This is a genomic window from Pseudomonas sp. Kh14, from assembly GCF_900291005.1.
In the GTDB taxonomy this organism is placed as follows: Bacteria; Pseudomonadota; Gammaproteobacteria; order Pseudomonadales; family Pseudomonadaceae; genus Aquipseudomonas; species Aquipseudomonas alloputida.
This window is the reverse complement of the sequence record NZ_OLKJ01000021.1, coordinates 1-16,885: the sequence shown is the minus strand read 5'-3', so window position 1 is coordinate 16,885 and position 16,885 is coordinate 1. Positions and strand designations below refer to the sequence as shown.

Sequence of the window (16,885 nt, the reverse complement as noted above, 5' to 3'; positions counted from 1 at the left end):
TGATTGTTGCGGCGAAAGGGCGGATGTTAGCAAATGGCTTTTCGCTCGTCAGTCTGCCAACGCCTCGTAACCACTCAAAAAGTGTGGGCCAATGTAACGCTTGGGCAACGCAAACGCTTCGGGGTACTCCACCTGCACCAGGTAAAGCCCGTATGGGTGGGCCGTTACCCCACCTTCACGGCGGTTGCGCCCTTCCAGCACCTCGCGTGCCCAGGCAACCGGACGCTCGCCGGCGCCGATGGCCATCAGCACACCGGCAATGTTACGCACCATGTGGTGCAGGAAGGCGGTGGCACGCACGTCCAGCACGATCATCTGACCATGGCGGGTAACACGCAGGTGGTAGATGTGCTTGATCGGTGACTTGGCCTGACACTGGCTGGCACGGAAGGCGCTGAAGTCGTGGGTACCCAGCAGGAACTGCGCCGCCTCGGCCATGCGATCGACGTCCAGCGGACGGTGGTTCCAGGTCACTTCTTCGGCCAGGTGCGCCGGGCGAATCGGGTCGTTGTAGATGACGTAGCGGTAGCGCCGGGCGCAGGCCTTGAAGCGGGCATGAAAGTCGGCCGGCATTGGCCGCGACCAGACCACACTGATGTCGTGCGGCAGGTTGAAGTTGGTACCCATGGTCCAGGCGCGCTCGTCACGCACGGCACGGGTATCGAAGTGCACGACCTGCCCGCAGCCGTGAACGCCGGCGTCGGTGCGCCCGGCGCAGATCACCGAAATTGGCTCGTTGGCGACCTTGGACAGCGCTTGTTCCAAGGCTTGCTGGACACTCGGCACGCCGCTGGCCTGACGTTGCCAGCCGCGGTAGCGCGCGCCTTTGTATTCCACGCCCAGGGCGATGCGGGAGTAGCCTTCGGCCGCGGATTCGGCGGTAGCGGTATCGATGATGTCCAAGAGCATGAAACCTGTGGGGTGTACGGAATGGCGGGGATTATAACGACAACGGCAGCCTCGTAGGGCTGCCGGTGGATGCGCACTGCATGTGCGGGCCTCTTCGTGGGCGGGCTCGCCCCCACAGGTCACTCACAAGGTCGACAACCTGTGGGGATCCCGTGGGCGCGGGCAAGCCCGCGAAGAGGCCTGCCCTGCTTGCATCAGACCAACCGGGAGAGCATGTCCTCGGCTTCCTGGCGCTGGCTGTCGTCGCCATCCTTGACCACTTCATCGAGGATGTCGCGCGCGCCTTGGCTGTCACCCATGTCGATATAGGCACGGGCCAGGTCGAGCTTGGTGGCGACTTCGTCACTGCCGGAGAAGAAGTCGAAGTCCAAGTCATCCAAAGGCTCGAGCTCTGGCTGCGCAACCGCGTCTTCACTGGTAAAATGCGGCTCCAGCGATGGCGTTTCGAGGCTCTGCGACAGCTTGTCCAGCTCGGCATTGACGTCATTGAGCTCGGAGGCAAAGCTCTTGGCGGCCGGCGAATCGTCTTCCAGCGACAGGGACAAGTCGAAGTCCGATGGCAGGTCGAACTCGGAGACCGGGTCGAACTCCGGCTCGCTGTCGAAGGCAGCCAGTTCGGACGCGACATCCAGCGGATCTTGCTCCAGCGCCTGCGGGGCAGCCGGGGCAACCGGCTCGCTGACGTCGAGGTCGAAATCAGACAGGTCCACGGCAGGCTGAGGCTCGGCCTGAGCCAGCATGGCCTCGAAATCAGCGTCGGCGTCGGCTTGCAGCTCGGCATCCACGGCAAAGGGCTGTTCTTCTGGCTGAGCTTCTTCCTGTACGGGCTCATCCAGCACAGGCTCAGCGATTACCAGCTCGTCGGGTACGCCCACCTGTGCCATCGGCTCGTCCAGCACGGACGCGGCCAGCGGGTCTTGATCGGCCAGGTCTTCACCCAGGCTCAGGTCGAAGGCGCTGTCCAGATCCTGCTCGGCCAGGTCCGTTGCATCGAGCGTTGGCACTTCATCGAAGGCGTCCAGCTCAGCGTCCGGCCCTGCTTGCGCCACAGCCTCTTGCTCAGCCTGCTCCTGCGGCTCGAACCCGGACAACTCGCCAGGAACCACGTCGGCAACCACCGGCGCTTCGGGCTCATCGTGCAGCAACTCTTGCACGTACTGCTCATCCATTTCGGCAGCCAGCGCCGCCGCACCCAGGCCGGCAGCGGCCAGGCCGAGCATGGCGGGGTAACGCTCTTTCAGGCCGGCGACTTGGGCAACATTCTGCTCGCTGGCCGGCAGCTGACGCTCCTGTTCGGCGAACGCGCTCTGGTCACCCTGACGGGCGTACACGTCCATCAGTTTCAGGCGCAGGTCGTCACGCTCCGGCGCGGCGGCCACGGCGGGCTCCAGCAGCTCGGTGGCACGATTAAGGCGGCCTTCGGCCAGGCATTGGTCGACTTGCGCCAGCAGCGCGGCGTGCGGGTCTGCTTGCGGTTCAGGCTCGGGTTCTGCATCAGCGACCGGTTCTGCCACTTTTTCCGCAGCGACGGCAGCTGCAGCCGAAGCGGCAACCACAGCCGGCGACAGGGTTACGCCAGGCTCCCGGGTTTCTACGCCGTCGAAGCTCTCGGTATCGCTGTCGAAACCTGCGCCCTGCTCTTCTTCCAGCGCCCGCGCCATGCGCAGGTGCTTCTCGGCTTCTTGCTGGGCTTTGCGCTTACGCGCCAGCAGCCACAGCAGCAGTGCCAGCACCAGAATGCTGGAACCGGCAATCACCCCCAGAAGCCACGGGTTGCCCAGAACCGAGTCGAGTGAACCCTTCGGCTGGCTGGCGGGTGCTGGCTGGACGTCCGGCACAGGCTTGGGTGCGGTATCTGCAGCAGCAGGCGCCGGATTGACCACGGGCTGCTCCGGGGTAGCGGCAGCCGCTGCCGACCCGGCTGCGCCCTGGCCTTCCAGGCGTGCCAACTGGTTGTTCTTCAGTTCGATCAGACGCTGCAGCTTGTCCAGCTGGCTCTGCAGGTCGGCCATGCGGCTTTTCAGTTCTTCGTTGTCGCGACGGCTGGTGTCCAGGCTTTCCTGGGCCATGGCCAGCTCGTCATTCAACGCCTTGGCCTGACCTGCACCGGCCTGCTTGCCCGGGCTGACCAGGCGCAGGTTGTCGCCCTGGGCGATACGCGACGGTGCAGCCTCGGCGGCGCCACGGCGGGTGGCATCCAGCTGGCGGGCACGCGGCCCCAGGCGACGGCCTTCACGCCAGGCCGCATACTGCTCGGCCACCTCACGGTTCGCCTCGCCCTGGGTGATGCTCTGGATCTGCTGCTGGTCGGGCAGGCGCAGTACCTGGCCAACCTTCAGCTGGTTGATGTTGTTGCCGATGAAGGCGTCCGGGTTCAAAGCCTGGATCGCGATCATGGTCTGCTGGATCGATCCACCCTGGGTGTTACGCGCGGCAATCTGCCACAAGGTGTCGCGACGCTGGGTGGTGTAGCTGCTGGCACCGGTGATGGCCGGTGTGACATTGCCTGCCGCCGGCTTGTCGCCCTGCGCCTTGGCCTGGTCGAGCAGCACGCTATAGTCACGCAGCAGGCGGCCCTGCGGCCACATTACCTGCACCAGGAACTTGACCACCGGACCTGGCAGCGGCTGACTGGAGGTCACGCGCAGCACACTTTTGCCGTTGGGGTTGATCACCGGTGTGAAGGTCAGGTCTTCAAGGTAGGTCGGAAACGCCACCCCGGCCTTGCTGAACTCTTCCGGTGGCGCCAGGCTCGGCGCCACTTCGGCGGCTTTGAGGTCGCGCACGTCGAGCAATTCGATCTCGGCGTCCAGCGGCTGATTCTGTGCCGACTTCAGGGTCAGCTCCCCCAGGCCCAGCGCATTCGCCATGCCAGACGACAGCGCGGATGCTGCAGCCATGGCCAGAACCAGTTTGCGAATTCGAAGCATGACCTCTTCCCTTGTATGAATCGTCCCGGAACCTGCATGCGGAGCAGGACAAAAGTGCTCGCCAGTATCTTTTACGGCATGTGTTTAATCAACAATTGCGCCACTTGCACGGCATTGAGCGCGGCGCCTTTGCGCACGTTGTCGGTGGTTAGCCAGAGGTTGAGTTGCCGGTCTTCATCAACACCGTGACGTACACGTCCAACATAGACCACGTCTTGGCCCACTGCGTCACCTACCGGGGTCGGATAATCATCGTTTTCCACCCGCTCGATGCTGTCGGCTGCCTCCAGGGCCTGGTTGACCGCTGCCAGGTCTACCGGGCGACGGCTTTGCACAGCCACACTGAAGCTATCGCCGAAAAACACCGGTACTTGAACACAGCTCACGGAAATCTTCAGTTCAGGCAGGCCGAGCAGCACGCGCAGTTCGCTGACCAGGCGGCGCTCCAGCGCGGTATGGCCCTGCTCGTCGGCGGCACCAACCTGGGCCAGCAGGTTGAATGCCACCTGGCGGTCGAAGAAGCGCGGCTCCAGCGGGCGGGCATTGAGCAGTTCGGCGGTTTGCCGGGCGAGCTCGCTGACCGCTTCACGGCCTTGCGCCGAAACCGCCAGCGCGGCCATCACTTGCACCCGCTCGATGTCCAGTAGGCCTTTGAGCGGCGCCAGCGCGACGGCCAGGGCTACTGCGGCCGAGCATGGGCTGACGATACGCGCTGGCAACGACAGGCTGGCCAGGCGTTCGGCGTTGGCTTCCGGCACCAGGGCCAGGGCGTCGTCCAGGCCCCCGGACAGGTCGATCACCGTGCAGCCCGCCTGCAGCGCCTTGCCGGCAAAGCTGCGGCTGACGGCGGCGCCGGTGGCGAAGAAGGCCAGCTTGACCTGGGCGAAGTCGAAGCTGTCGACTTCGCGCACCTTCAGTTTCTTGCCAGCGAACATCACGCTGCTGCCCGCCGATTCCATGCTGGCCAGCAGATGCAGGGTGGCAACCGGGAATGCCAGTTCCTCGAGGATCTGCACCAAGGCTTCACCGACGCTGCCGGTGGCGCCGACGACGGCGATATCCAAAGGGTGTGTCATGGAAGGGATCCTTTTGCTGTAAACGGCGGGGGCGGCACTTTACTCGGATTGAAGGGTTTTGTCTGTGCCTCCCCCAGCGTTGCCTATTGCTGTTGCTGTTGCTGTTGCTGTTGCTGTTGCTGTTGCTGTTGCTGTTGCTCTTGATCTTGATCTTCGCGACTTCAGGAGGCCGAACGCAGGCCTTGCGGAGGCAGGTGACGGGCATGGATGCCCGTCAAGCGCTGAGGCCCCAGGATGGGGCCTTCGGCGCGGTCCTGCCGGGAGCAAGGCCGGAGTGAGGGGACCCCGGAGCGCAGCGCAGGGGCCGGATGATGGGAGCGCAGCGTTTTTTGGTTACTTTTTGTCGCGTTTGACAAAAAGTGACTCGCCGTAAAGGCGAAAAGGTGAGTATGTGTCGCCATCGTGAATGGACTGTTCGCTGAGTCAAAACAGACGAATTTGCTTCTTGCTTCTTGCTTCTTGCTTCTTGCTTCTTGCTTCTTGCTTCTTGCTTCTTGCTTCTTGCTTCTTGCTTCTTGGATGTGGGCATTCACACCGAGTAGGTATTCATTCACGCAGGTGGAGCATAGTCACCTTTCCGCCCTTACGGCGGGTCCCTTTTTGTCGTGGCAAAAAGGAACCAAAAACCGTCGGCTCCCATCATCCGGCCCCTGCGCTACGCTCCGGGGTCCCCTCGCTCCGGGCTTGCTCCCGGGAGGACCGCGCTGCAGGCCCCATCCTGGGGCCCAGCGCTTGACGGGCATCCATGCCCGTCACCTCCCTCCGCAAGCCCTGCGCTCGGCCTCCTGAAGTCGCAATCTGCGTCGCTTGAACTATCGCGCACTTACAAGCAAAAGCAAGGGCAAGGACTCTGTCAGATCAGACATTTCGCCAATGTATAAGGCAAAAAAATACCGCACTGTCACCAGTGCGGTATTTTTCAGGTAAAGCCTGAACGATCAACGCTCCAGCAGAATCCGCAACATGCGGCGCAGCGGTTCGGCGGCGCCCCACAGCAGCTGGTCACCCACGGTGAACGCGCCCAGGTACTGTGAACCCATGTTCAGCTTGCGCAGGCGGCCAACCGGGATGTTCAGGGTGCCGGTGACCTTGGTCGGGGTCAGTTCCTGCATGCTGTTTTCACGCTGGTTCGGCACCAGCTTCACCCAAGGGTTGTGCTGGCTGATCATGCCTTCGATGTCGGCGATCGGCACGTCCTTGTTCAGCTTGATGGTCAGCGCCTGGCTGTGGCAACGCATGGCGCCGATGCGCACACAGATACCATCGACCGGGATCGGGCTCTTGAAGCGGCCGAGGATCTTGTTGGTTTCGGCCTGGGCCTTCCACTCTTCGCGGCTCTGACCGTTCGGCAGTTCCTTGTCGATCCACGGGATCAGGCTGCCCGCCAGTGGCACGCCAAAGTTCTCGGTCGGGAACGCTTCGCTGCGCATGGTCTCGGCAACCTTGCGGTCGATATCGAGAATGGCGCTGGCCGGGTTGGCCAGGTCATCGGCCACTGCCGCGTGGGTAGCACCCATCTGCTTGATCAGTTCGCGCATGTTCTGCGCACCGGCACCCGAAGCCGCCTGGTAGGTCATGGCGCTCATCCACTCGACCAGACCGGCCTCGAACAGGCCACCCAGGCCCATCAGCATCAGGCTGACGGTGCAGTTGCCACCGATGTAGTTCTTGGTACCTGCGTCCAGCTGCTGGTCGATGACCTTGCGGTTGACCGGATCAAGGATGATCACCGCGTCATCCTGCATGCGCAGGGACGAAGCGGCGTCGATCCAGTAACCCTGCCAGCCGGCTTCACGCAGCTTGGGGAAGACCTCGTTGGTGTAGTCGCCGCCCTGGCAGGTCAGGATCACGTCGAGGGTCTTGAGTTCTTCAATCGAATAAGCGTCCTTGAGGGGCGCTGTATCCTTGCCCACGTTCGGACCCTGGCCACCAACATTGGAGGTAGTGAAGAACACCGGCTCGATAAGGTCGAAATCCTGCTCCTCCAGCATCCGCTGCATGAGCACGGAACCGACCATACCGCGCCAACCGATCAGACCTACACGTTTCATCGCAACTACACCTTTGCTAAAAGTGGGCCGCCACCGGGAATTTTGGGGGGCGGGCCAGAGAGATTACAGATTCCGCAGCGCTGCGACTACTGCGTCGCCCATTTCCTGCGTACCAACTTTGCGGCAGCCTTCCGAGAAGATGTCGCCGGTACGCAGCCCCTGGTCCAGAACCAGGCTCACGGCCTTCTCGATCGCCTCGGCGGCAGCCGACTGATTGAAGCTGTAACGCAACATCATCGACACCGACAGGATGGTCGCCAGCGGGTTGGCGATACCAAGGCCAGCGATGTCCGGTGCCGAGCCGTGGCACGGCTCGTACATGCCCTTGTTGTCGGCATCCAGGGACGCCGACGGCAGCATGCCGATGGAACCGGTCAACATGGAAGCTTCATCCGACAGAATGTCACCGAACATGTTGTCGGTCACCATCACGTCGAACTGTTTGGGGGCACGCACCAGCTGCATGGCAGCGTTGTCGACGTACATGTGGCTCAGTTCCACGTCCGGGTAGTCCTTGGCCACGTCTTCGACCACCTCCCGCCACAGCTGGCTGGAGGCCAGAACGTTGGCCTTGTCCACCGAGCACAGCTTCTTGCCGCGCACGCGGGCCATGTCGAAGCCGACACGGGCAATGCGGCGCACTTCGCTTTCGCTGTACGGCAGGGTGTCGTAGGCCTGGCGTTCGCCGCCTTCCAGCTCGCGCTGACCACGCGGGGCACCGAAGTAGATGCCGCCGGTCAGCTCTCGGACGATGAGGATGTCCAGGCCCGATACGATTTCCGGCTTCAGCGACGAGGCATCGGCCAGTTGCGGGTAAAGGATGGCTGGGCGCAGGTTGGCGAACAGGCCCAGTTGCGAGCGGATCTTCAGCAGGCCGCGCTCGGGGCGAATGTCTCGCTCGATCTTGTCCCACTTCGGCCCGCCCACAGCTCCCAGCAGCACCGCATCGGCCTTGCGCGCACGCTCCAGGGTTTCGTCGGCCAGCGGCACACCGTGTTTGTCGATGGCGGCACCGCCAATCACGTCGTGCGCCAGGCTGAAGCCGAGCTGGAACTTGTCGTTGGCCAACTCCAGTACCTTGACTGCCTCGGCCATGATTTCCGGGCCGATACCGTCACCTGGGAGAATCAGAATCTGCTTGCTCATGCTTTCCTCTATCCATTCACGCGGCGTGGCCAAGCGGGCCCCACCGAAAAGTGCTTAACGCTCGGCCCACAACACCAGCACATCGGTGCTGAACGAGCCGTCGGCCTCGATCTGGTAATACTGCCGTACTTCTTCGCCCATGGCTTGCTGCAATTGGCGGATGGCCACACGCATCGGCTCGGGGGTGCGCATGCGCTCAACCCAGGTGCTCCACTCCAGGCGCAACGGCTGGCGGGTGTGGCTGCGCACGTGCAGGCCGGCTTCGCTGACCTGGCGTTGCCACTCGGCGGCGGAGTAGTCGCGCACGTGGCTGGTGTCGCGCAGCACTTCGACCGTTTGCAGGTAAGTGTCGAGCAGCGGGCTGCCCGGCGACATCACGTCGATGAACGCCGCCACTCCACCTGGCTTGAGCACCCGGCGCACCTCGCGAAGGGCCAGGCCCAGGTCGCTCCAGTGGTGGGCCGAATAACGGCTCAAGACGAACTCGAACGACGCGTCGGCGAACGGCAGGCGTTCGGCAGCGCCGCGTTCGGTCGTGATATTGGCCAGGCCGCGTTCGGCGGCGGCGCTGGCGACCACGTCGAGCATGGACTGCGAGAGGTCGTAGGCGACCACTTCGGCAACCAGCGGGGCGACGTGGAAGCTGACATGACCGGCACCGCAGCCCAGGTCCAGCACGCGGGCATGGGCCTGCCCTGCCAGCTCAGCCTGCAGCAGGGCGAATTCACTGCCTTGGGCGTGCACGGTGCTGCTGAGGTAGGCGCTGGCCTGCTCGCCGAACTGGCGCTGGACCACATCGATGTGCTGGGTGCTGGTCATGTCTCGTTCCTTTAGATTTTTGTTGCCTGTGCCGGCCTCTTCGCGGGCAAACCCGCTCCTACAACGACCGCGTAACTGTCTGTAGGAGCGAAGAGGCCCGCACTGTCACCTACGAACTTCAGGCATCACGGAACAGCCAAGGCTGGCTGGCGCGGTGCTTGGCTTCGAAGGCCTTGATCGCGTCGCTGTCCTGCAGGGTCAGGCCGATATCGTCCAGACCGTTGAGCAGGCAGTGCTTGCGGAACGCATCGATTTCGAAGTGCAGCACCTTGCCATCCGGGCGGGTCACAGCCTGCGCCTGCAGGTCGATGGTCAGCTGGTAGCCCGGGTTGGCTTCGACCTGCTTGAACAGCTCGTCGACTTCCTCATCGTTCAGAATGATCGGCAGCAAGCCGTTCTTGAAGCTGTTGTTGAAGAAAATGTCGGCAAAGCTCGGCGCAATGATGCTGCGGAAGCCGTACTCATCCAGCGCCCAAGGGGCATGCTCACGGCTGGAGCCACAACCAAAGTTTTCCCGCGCCAGCAACACGCTGGCGCCCTGGTAGCGCGCGTGGTTGAGCACGAACTCTTCGTTGACCGGGCGCTTGCTGTTGTCCTGGTAGGGCTGACCCACGTCCAGGTAACGCCACTCGTCGAACAGGTTCGGGCCGAAGCCGGTGCGCTTGATCGACTTCAAGAACTGCTTGGGGATGATCTGGTCGGTGTCGACGTTGGCACGGTCCAACGGCGCGACGAGGCCAGTGTGCTGGGTAAAGGCTTTCATGCTGCGCTCCCTTGGATCAACTCGCGAACATCGATGAAGTGGCCCGCTACAGCAGCAGCGGCGGCCATGGCCGGACTGACCAGGTGGGTACGGCCACCGGCGCCCTGACGGCCTTCGAAGTTGCGGTTGGAGGTGGACGCACAGTGCTCGCCGCTTTCCAGGCGGTCCGGGTTCATCGCCAGGCACATCGAGCAGCCTGGTTCACGCCATTCGAAACCGGCTTCGAGGAAGATCTTGTCCAAGCCTTCACGCTCGGCCTGGGCCTTGACCAGACCCGAACCCGGCACGACGATGGCTTGCTTGACGCTGGCGGCCACCTTGCGGCCCTTGGCGATTTCCGCCGCAGCGCGCAGGTCCTCGATTCGTGAGTTGGTGCACGAGCCGATGAACACACGGTCCAGCTTGATATCGGTGATCGCCTGGTTGGCGGTCAGCCCCATGTACTTCAAGGCACGTTCGATCGAACCACGCTTGACCAGGTCGGTCTCGGCAGCCGGGTCTGGCACACGCTGGTCGACGGCCAGGACCATTTCGGGCGAAGTGCCCCAGCTGACCTGTGGCTTGATCTGGCTGGCATCCAGCTCGACCACAGTGTCGAATACGGCATCGTCATCCGACACCAGGTCCTTCCACGACTCGACCGCTTGCTTCCACTGCTCGCCCTTCGGCGCGTAAGGACGCCCTTCGACGTAGGCAACGGTAGTGGCATCGGTCGCCACCAGGCCCACACGGGCACCGGCTTCGATGGACATGTTGCAGATGGTCATGCGGCCTTCCATCGACAATTCGCGAATGGCACTGCCTGCGAATTCCATGGCGTGACCGTTGCCACCGGCGGTGCCGATCTTGCCGATCACGGCCAGCACGATATCCTTGGCGGTAACGCCGGCCGGCAATTGGCCTTCCACGCGTACCAGCATGTTCTTCATCTTCTTGGCGACCAGGCACTGGGTGGCGAGCACGTGCTCGACCTCGGAGGTGCCGATGCCGTGGGCCAGGGCACCGAAAGCGCCGTGGGTGGAGGTGTGCGAGTCACCGCAGACCACGGTCATGCCCGGCAAGGTGGCGCCCTGCTCCGGGCTGATGACGTGGACGATGCCCTGGCGCTCGTCGTTCATCTTGAATTCGACGATGCCGTATTCGTCACAGTTCTCGTCGAGGGTCTGCACCTGCAGGCGCGACACCTGGTCGACGATCGCCTCGATACCGCCCTTGCGCTCTGGCGTGGTCGGCACGTTGTGGTCAGGTGTGGCGATGTTGGCGTCGATACGCCATGGCTTGCGGTTGGCCAGGCGCAGGCCTTCGAAGGCCTGGGGCGACGTCACTTCGTGGATGATGTGGCGGTCGATGTAGATCAAGGACGAGCCGTCATCACGGCGCTTGACCTCATGGGCTTCCCAGAGTTTGTCGTAGAGCGTTTTGCCAGCCATCAGACTGTTCCTCATCAGCGTCTTTCTATGCCAAAGACCCCTTGGCTTGTACGGACGATGCTAGGGGGTTAGATTGAATAACTCAAATTCATAATTTTTATGCTTTGGATAACCCAAAGGAATACAACACCATGGACCTGGCCAACCTCAGTGCCTTCATCGCCATTGCCGAAACCGGCAGCTTTTCCGGCGCAGCCGAACGTCTGTTCCTGACCCAGCCGGCCATCAGCAAACGCATCGCCGGCCTGGAGCAGCAACTGGACGTGCGCCTGTTCGACCGCCTGGGCCGCGAGGTGACCCTGACTGAAGCCGGGCGCGCACTGCTGCCGCGGGCCTACCAGATCCTCAACGTCCTGGATGATACCCGACGGGCGCTGACCAATCTGACCGGGGCCGTGAGCGGTCGCCTGACCCTGGCCACCAGCCACCACATCGGCCTGCACCGCCTGCCCCCGTTGTTACGGGTTTTCACCCGCCAGTACCCGGCAGTGGCACTGGATATTCAGTTCATGGATTCGGAACAGGCCTACGACGAGATTCTGCATGGCCGTGCCGAAATCGCCGTGATCACCCTTGCGCCCGAGCCGCACCACTTGGTCAAGGCCGTGCCGGTATGGGATGACGCCCTGGACTTTGTCGCCGCCCCCGAGCACCCGCTGGCCAACAACCATTCGGTCAGCCTGGCTGACATCGCCCGCCATCCGGCGGTATTCCCCGGCGGCAATACCTTTACCCACCATATTGTCCAGCGCCTGTTCGAAAGCCAGGGCCTGACGCCGAACATCGCCATGAGCACCAACTACCTGGAAACCATCAAGATGATGGTGTCGATCGGCCTGGCCTGGAGCGTGCTGCCACGCACCATGCTCGACGAACAGGTTGCACCCATCGCTTTGCCCGGCATACAGCTGTCGCGCCAGCTAGGCTACATTCTGCACACGGAGCGTACGCTATCGAATGCGGCCAGGGCTTTCATGGCCCTGCTCGACAGCCACTCAGGGCCCACCTGACTGGCTGCCAGCCAGCTATTCCGATTCCAAGGACACGCCATACGCCAAAGGTCTGGTACCGATGCCCAAATCAGCAAACCGCTTTTTGCGCCTGCCGCGCATACCTGCAGCTGATCCCCAGGAGTCCGAGCAGGCCTGGCAGAACGCCCCACAACTGCTGGCAGCGCTCAACGGTGCGCGCCTGGGTGCCTGGCTATGGGATATCGAAAGCGGCAGGGTCAGTTGGTCGCGGGGCACCCAGGCCCTGTTCGGTTTCGATCCACAGCGGCCACTGCCCGCCGATATCGATTACCTCGACCTGCTGCCCGAGGAGGACCGCGCCCGCACGCGCCAGGTGTTCCAGGCGGTGGTCAATGGCGAGCCGGTGGAGCAAGCCATGCGCCACCGTATCCGCTGGCCGGACGGCAGCCTGCACTGGCTGGAGATCAACGGCAGCCTGACCCACGACCCGCACGGCCGACCGCAGATGATCGGCGTGATCCGCGAGATCACCCGCCAGCGCGAACGGGAAACAGCACTGATCAATTCGGAAAAGCGCTTCGCCACGCTGTTCCACCTGAGCCCCAACGCCATTTTGCTGACCCGTCGCCACGATGGCATGATCTTCGAGGTCAACCAGCACTTCGAAAACATGTTCGGCTGGCCCGGCAGTCAGGTGATCGGCAAGACCAGCCTGGAACTGGGCCTGTGGGTCAACCCCGAACAGCGCCACCAGATCATGGAGTCGACCTGCGCCAACGGCGGCCCGTTGATCATGGAGGTGCAATTTCGTGCGACCAGCGGCAAGGTGCATGACGGCATCCTGTGCACCCAAGGCATCGAGCTGGAAGGCGTGACCTTCCTGATCAGTACATTCGTCGACACCACCGAACGCAAGCGTGCCGAGCAGGCCCTGAAGGACAGCCAGGAGCGGCTGGACCTGGCCCTGGACTCGGCGCAACTGGGCACCTGGGACTGGCACATCCCAAGCGGCATGCTCTACGGCTCAGCCCGCGCGGCGCAGCTGCATGGCTTGCCGCCCATCCCTTTTCATGAATCGTTCGATGCGTTCTTCGAAGGTGTGCCGGAGCAAGAGCGCAACTCGATGCGACAGGCCTACCGTAGCCTGCGCGAAGGGCCTGCCGGCAACTATCAGATCACCTACCGGGTACAGTTGGAAAACGGCACTTCACGCTACATCGAAAGCCGCGCGCGGCTGTATCGCGACGACCAGGGCGCCCCCCTGCGCATGGCGGGCACCTTGCTCGACATTACAGATCAGGTGGAGCGCGAACAGCGCCTGAGCGCCTCGGAAGAGAAGTTTGCCAGCCTGTTCCAGGTCAGCCCCGACCCGATCTGCGTCACCCGCCAGGACACTGGCCAGTTCATCGAGATCAATCCGGCGTTCACCCAGACCTTCGGCTGGAGCAGCGCGCAGGTGCTTGGGCGTACCGCCGAGGAAATCGGCCTGTGGGCCGAGTCCGTCGAGCGCGCGAAACGTATCGAGCAGGTGATCCGCGAACAGGCCTTGAGCAACGTCGCCGTGGTACTCAACCACCGCAACGGCGACCCGCTGACCTGTGTGATTTCCAGCCGCCTGATCACCGTCGACGACCAGCCCTGTAGCGTGACCACCCTGCGCGACATCACCCAGCAACAGCGCGCCGAAGCCGCGCTGAAGTCCAGCGAGGAGAAGTTCGCCAAGGCCTTCCACTCCAGTCCCGACGCTATCACCATCACCGAACGCCACAGCGGCCGCTACCTGGAGGTCAACGACGGCTTCTGCCGCCTGACCGGCTACAGCACTGATGAAGTGATCGGCCACACGGTGTATGAGATCGGCATCTGGGCCGACGACAAGCAGCGCGGCGCGCTGCTGGCCGAGTTGCGCGAGCGCGGCCGGGTACACCACCGCGAGATGCTCGGGCGCAACAAGCGTGGCGATATCCTCACGGTCGAGGTTTCGGTGGAACCGATCACCCTCAACGAAGTGGATTGCCTGCTGCTGACCGCCCGCGACGTCAGCCAGTTGAAGAACGCCCAGGCGCAGATACGCCACCTGGCCTATCACGACCCGCTGACCAACCTGCCCAACCGCGCCTTGCTGATGGACCGCCTGAGCCAGCAGATCGCCCTGCTCAAGCGCCATAACCTGCGTGGCGCCCTGCTGTTCCTCGACCTCGACCACTTCAAGCACATCAACGACTCGCTGGGCCACCCGGTGGGCGACACTGTGCTGAAGATCATCACCGCCCGCCTTGAGGCCAGCGTGCGCCTGGAGGACACCGTGGCGCGTCTGGGGGGCGACGAATTCGTGGTGCTGCTCAGCGGCCTGGAAGGGAGCCGCGAACACGTGGAAGAGAAAGTGCGCGAGCTGGCCGACACCCTGCGCGAACTGTTGGCCGAGCCAATGTCACTGGATGGCCAGCGCCTGCAAGTAACGCCCAGCATCGGCGTGGCGCTGATCCCGGACCACGGCACCACACCGGCCGACCTGCTCAAGCGTGCCGATATCGCCCTGTACAGGGCCAAGGACTCCGGTCGAAACACCACACAGCTGTTCCACACCACCATGCAGAAGGCCGCCAGCGAGCGCCTGCGCATGGAAAACGACCTGCGCCTGGCTTTGGCCCGTGGCGAACTGGCGCTGCACTTCCAGCCGCAGGTGGATGCCCGCGACAACCGCATCGTCGGTGCTGAAGTACTGCTGCGCTGGCACCACCCGCTTCTGGGCCAGCAACCGCCCTCGCAGTTCATTCAGGTACTGGAAGAAAGCGGCCTGATCCTTGAAGTTGGCAGCTGGATTCTCGACGAAGCCTGCGACGCCTGCGCCCGCATGCTCACCGACGGGTTGATCGACGCTGATGATTTCAGCCTGTGCGTGAACATAAGCCCGCGACAGTTCCGCCAGAACGACTTTGTCGGGCGGGTGCTGCGCAGCCTGGACGATTACCGCCTGCCGCGGCAGATGCTGACGCTGGAAATCACGGAAGGCATCGTCATCCAGAACCTGGAAGACACCATCAGCAAGATGCGCGAGCTGAAGCGCTATGGGGTGAGTTTTGCCATGGATGACTTCGGCACCGGCTATTCCTCGCTGACTTACCTGAAGCGCCTGCCGGTCGATGCGCTGAAAATTGACCAAAGCTTCGTACGCGATGCACCGGTCGACCCCAACGACGCAGAAATTGTCCGCGCCATTGTCGCCATGGCGCGCAGCCTGGACCTGGCGGTGATTGCCGAAGGGGTAGAGCTGACCGAACAGCTGGCGTTTCTCGAGCGGCTGGGGTGCCATCTGTACCAGGGTTATCTGCACAGCCGGCCATTGCCGTTGCTGGAGTTTCGGCAGATGTTGCTGGAGGCGCCGGCAGATTACTGATCGCATGACGGCCGCGCGCCTACGCGGGACCATGTGAGAAGCACGAAAAAGGGCACCTCTGGAGGTGCCCTTTTTCAGTGCTGCGCGGTCAGTTCAGCGCTGGTTTTTCGCCATTGATCGGAATGCGCTTGGCCTTGGCTTCTTCAGGCACGATGCGCAGCAGGTCGATGCTGAGCAGGCCATTGGCCAGGCCGGCGGCCTTCACTTCGATGTGATCTGCCAGGCGGAACGACAGCTTGAAGGCGCGTTGTGCGATACCCTGGTGCAGGTAGGTCACTTCAGCGGCGCTATTGTCGCGCTTGCCACCGGTCACGGTCAGGACACCTTTTTCGACCTGCAGGTCGAGGTCCTCTTCCTGGAAACCAGCTGCAGCAACCACGATGCGGTAGTGGTCATCGCCATGCTTTTCCACGTTGTAGGGCGGGTAGCTGCTACCGGCCTCGTTACGTGCCGCGGATTCGAACAGGTCGTTGAAACGGTCGAAACCAACGGAATGACGGAACAGTGGAGCAAGAGAGAAAGCAGTAGTCATGGTCATAAACTCCTGAGATTCAGCAAGTAAGTCATTACGCGACCCGGCTTCGGCATCGCGTACTCAAAAGATATGGCCGAGGGAAATGCTTTCAAGGGGTAGTTAGAAAAAATTTGTTTTTTGCACGGGGTTTGATGGCCTCTTCGCGGGTAAACCCGCTCCTACACGACGGCCTGCGCCCGCCACCGACCTGTGTCCATCCTCGATCAGGCGTAGGAGCGGGTTTACCCGCGAATACGGTAGCAGCGGCAACGGTGAACGGCGGGTGGTAATTGGCCAGCAGGGCCGGCCCTTTCGCGGGTAAACCCGCTCCTACACGGCGGCCTGCGCCCAATCACCGACCTGTGTCCACCCCCGATCCGGCGTAGGAGCGGGTTTACCCGCGAATACGGTAGCAGCGGCAACAGTGAACGGCGGGTGGTAATTGGCCAGTAGGGCCGGCCTCTTCGCGGGTAAACCCGCTCCTACACGACGGCCTGTGCCCCGCCACCGACCTGTGTCCATCCTCGATCCGGCGTAGGAGCGGGTTTACCCGCGAATACGGCAGCGGCGGCAACAGTGAACGGCGGGTGAAAATTGGCCAGCAGGGCCGGCCTCTTCGCGGGCAAACCCGCTCCTACACGACGGCCTGTGCCCAACCACCGACCTGTGTCCACCCTCGATCCGGCGCCCAATCACCGACCTGTGTCCACCACCAATCTGTGTAGGAGCGGGTTTACCCGCGAATACGGTAGCGGCGGCATCGGTGAACGGCGGGTGGGGATTGGCCAGCAGGGCCGGCCCTTTCGCGGGTAAACCCGCTCTCATCAAACAAAATGCAACCCATTGTTTTTTTAAGCCTCACGCAGCCACTACCTGATA

Annotated in this window: 11 protein-coding genes; 2 read left to right on the top strand and 9 right to left on the bottom strand. The window is 62.9% G+C overall.

Annotation, left to right across the window (positions count from 1 at the left end):
• Window positions 1–48 precede the first annotated feature (48 nt).
• The 8 genes from truA to leuC form a co-directional block, all read right to left on the bottom strand.
• Window positions 49–909, bottom strand: a complete 861-nt coding sequence (truA, locus tag FQ668_RS09125) for a tRNA pseudouridine(38-40) synthase TruA (protein WP_019437491.1) — start codon at window positions 907–909, stop codon at window positions 49–51.
• A 194-nt stretch (window positions 910–1,103) separates the two neighbouring features.
• Complete coding sequence (locus FQ668_RS09120) at window positions 1,104–3,839, bottom strand: FimV/HubP family polar landmark protein (RefSeq protein ID WP_019437492.1); 2,736 nt, start codon at window positions 3,837–3,839, stop codon at window positions 1,104–1,106.
• A gap of 71 nt (window positions 3,840–3,910) precedes the next feature.
• Window positions 3,911–4,915, bottom strand: coding sequence for an aspartate-semialdehyde dehydrogenase (locus FQ668_RS09115; protein WP_014591908.1), 1,005 nt, complete (start codon window positions 4,913–4,915; stop codon window positions 3,911–3,913).
• A gap of 938 nt (window positions 4,916–5,853) precedes the next feature.
• Entirely contained in the window at window positions 5,854–6,966 is a 1,113-nt protein-coding gene (gene asd, locus FQ668_RS09100; RefSeq protein ID WP_019437394.1) for an aspartate-semialdehyde dehydrogenase, read from the bottom strand.
• A 63-nt stretch (window positions 6,967–7,029) separates the two neighbouring features.
• Window positions 7,030–8,112, bottom strand: a complete 1,083-nt coding sequence (gene leuB / locus FQ668_RS09095) for a 3-isopropylmalate dehydrogenase (protein WP_003247194.1) — start codon at window positions 8,110–8,112, stop codon at window positions 7,030–7,032.
• 54 nt (window positions 8,113–8,166) lie between these two features.
• Window positions 8,167–8,931: a class I SAM-dependent methyltransferase gene (locus FQ668_RS09090; protein WP_019437395.1), complete on the bottom strand. Its 765-nt coding sequence runs from the start codon at window positions 8,929–8,931 to the stop codon at window positions 8,167–8,169.
• A gap of 118 nt (window positions 8,932–9,049) precedes the next feature.
• Window positions 9,050–9,694, bottom strand: a complete 645-nt coding sequence (gene leuD / locus FQ668_RS09085) for a 3-isopropylmalate dehydratase small subunit (RefSeq protein ID WP_014591909.1) — start codon at window positions 9,692–9,694, stop codon at window positions 9,050–9,052.
• The gene (leuC, locus tag FQ668_RS09080) at window positions 9,691–11,124 is read right to left on the bottom strand and encodes a 3-isopropylmalate dehydratase large subunit (RefSeq protein ID WP_010953002.1); all 1,434 of its coding nucleotides are present in this window, start codon (window positions 11,122–11,124) and stop codon (window positions 9,691–9,693) included. Before leuC ends, leuD begins: the two co-directional genes overlap by 4 nt.
• Before the next feature lie 131 nt (window positions 11,125–11,255).
• On the opposite strand from leuC, the gene FQ668_RS09075 reads away from it, so the two are divergent.
• Both FQ668_RS09075 and FQ668_RS09070 read left to right on the top strand, forming a co-directional pair.
• Window positions 11,256–12,134 carry a LysR family transcriptional regulator gene (locus FQ668_RS09075; protein WP_019437396.1) on the top strand — a complete coding sequence of 293 codons (879 nt, stop codon included), beginning with the start codon at window positions 11,256–11,258 and terminating at the stop codon, window positions 12,132–12,134.
• A gap of 61 nt (window positions 12,135–12,195) precedes the next feature.
• On the top strand, window positions 12,196–15,492 hold the full coding sequence (locus FQ668_RS09070; RefSeq protein WP_014591911.1) for a bifunctional diguanylate cyclase/phosphodiesterase: 3,297 nt from the start codon (window positions 12,196–12,198) through the stop codon (window positions 15,490–15,492).
• Window positions 15,493–15,580: 88 nt separating this feature from the next.
• On the opposite strand, the gene FQ668_RS09065 is transcribed toward FQ668_RS09070, so the two are convergent.
• Window positions 15,581–16,024, bottom strand: coding sequence for an Hsp20 family protein (locus FQ668_RS09065; protein ID WP_019437397.1), 444 nt, complete (start codon window positions 16,022–16,024; stop codon window positions 15,581–15,583).
• Window positions 16,025–16,885 lie beyond the last annotated feature (861 nt).

What these genes read in the sequence shown, in the direction of transcription:
- truA (WP_019437491.1), bottom strand. Translation starts at nt 909, where the DNA reads ATGCTCTTGGACATCATCGATACCGCTACCGCCGAATCCGCGGCCGAA.
- FQ668_RS09120 (WP_019437492.1), bottom strand. Translation starts at nt 3,839, where the DNA reads ATGCTTCGAATTCGCAAACTGGTTCTGGCCATGGCTGCAGCATCCGCG.
- FQ668_RS09115 (WP_014591908.1), bottom strand. Translation starts at nt 4,915, where the DNA reads ATGACACACCCTTTGGATATCGCCGTCGTCGGCGCCACCGGCAGCGTC.
- asd (WP_019437394.1), bottom strand. Translation starts at nt 6,966, where the DNA reads ATGAAACGTGTAGGTCTGATCGGTTGGCGCGGTATGGTCGGTTCCGTG.
- leuB (WP_003247194.1), bottom strand. Translation starts at nt 8,112, where the DNA reads ATGAGCAAGCAGATTCTGATTCTCCCAGGTGACGGTATCGGCCCGGAA.
- FQ668_RS09090 (WP_019437395.1), bottom strand. Translation starts at nt 8,931, where the DNA reads ATGACCAGCACCCAGCACATCGATGTGGTCCAGCGCCAGTTCGGCGAG.
- leuD (WP_014591909.1), bottom strand. Translation starts at nt 9,694, where the DNA reads ATGAAAGCCTTTACCCAGCACACTGGCCTCGTCGCGCCGTTGGACCGT.
- leuC (WP_010953002.1), bottom strand. Translation starts at nt 11,124, where the DNA reads ATGGCTGGCAAAACGCTCTACGACAAACTCTGGGAAGCCCATGAGGTC.
- FQ668_RS09075 (WP_019437396.1), top strand. Translation starts at nt 11,256, where the DNA reads ATGGACCTGGCCAACCTCAGTGCCTTCATCGCCATTGCCGAAACCGGC.
- FQ668_RS09070 (WP_014591911.1), top strand. Translation starts at nt 12,196, where the DNA reads ATGCCCAAATCAGCAAACCGCTTTTTGCGCCTGCCGCGCATACCTGCA.
- FQ668_RS09065 (WP_019437397.1), bottom strand. Translation starts at nt 16,024, where the DNA reads ATGACTACTGCTTTCTCTCTTGCTCCACTGTTCCGTCATTCCGTTGGT.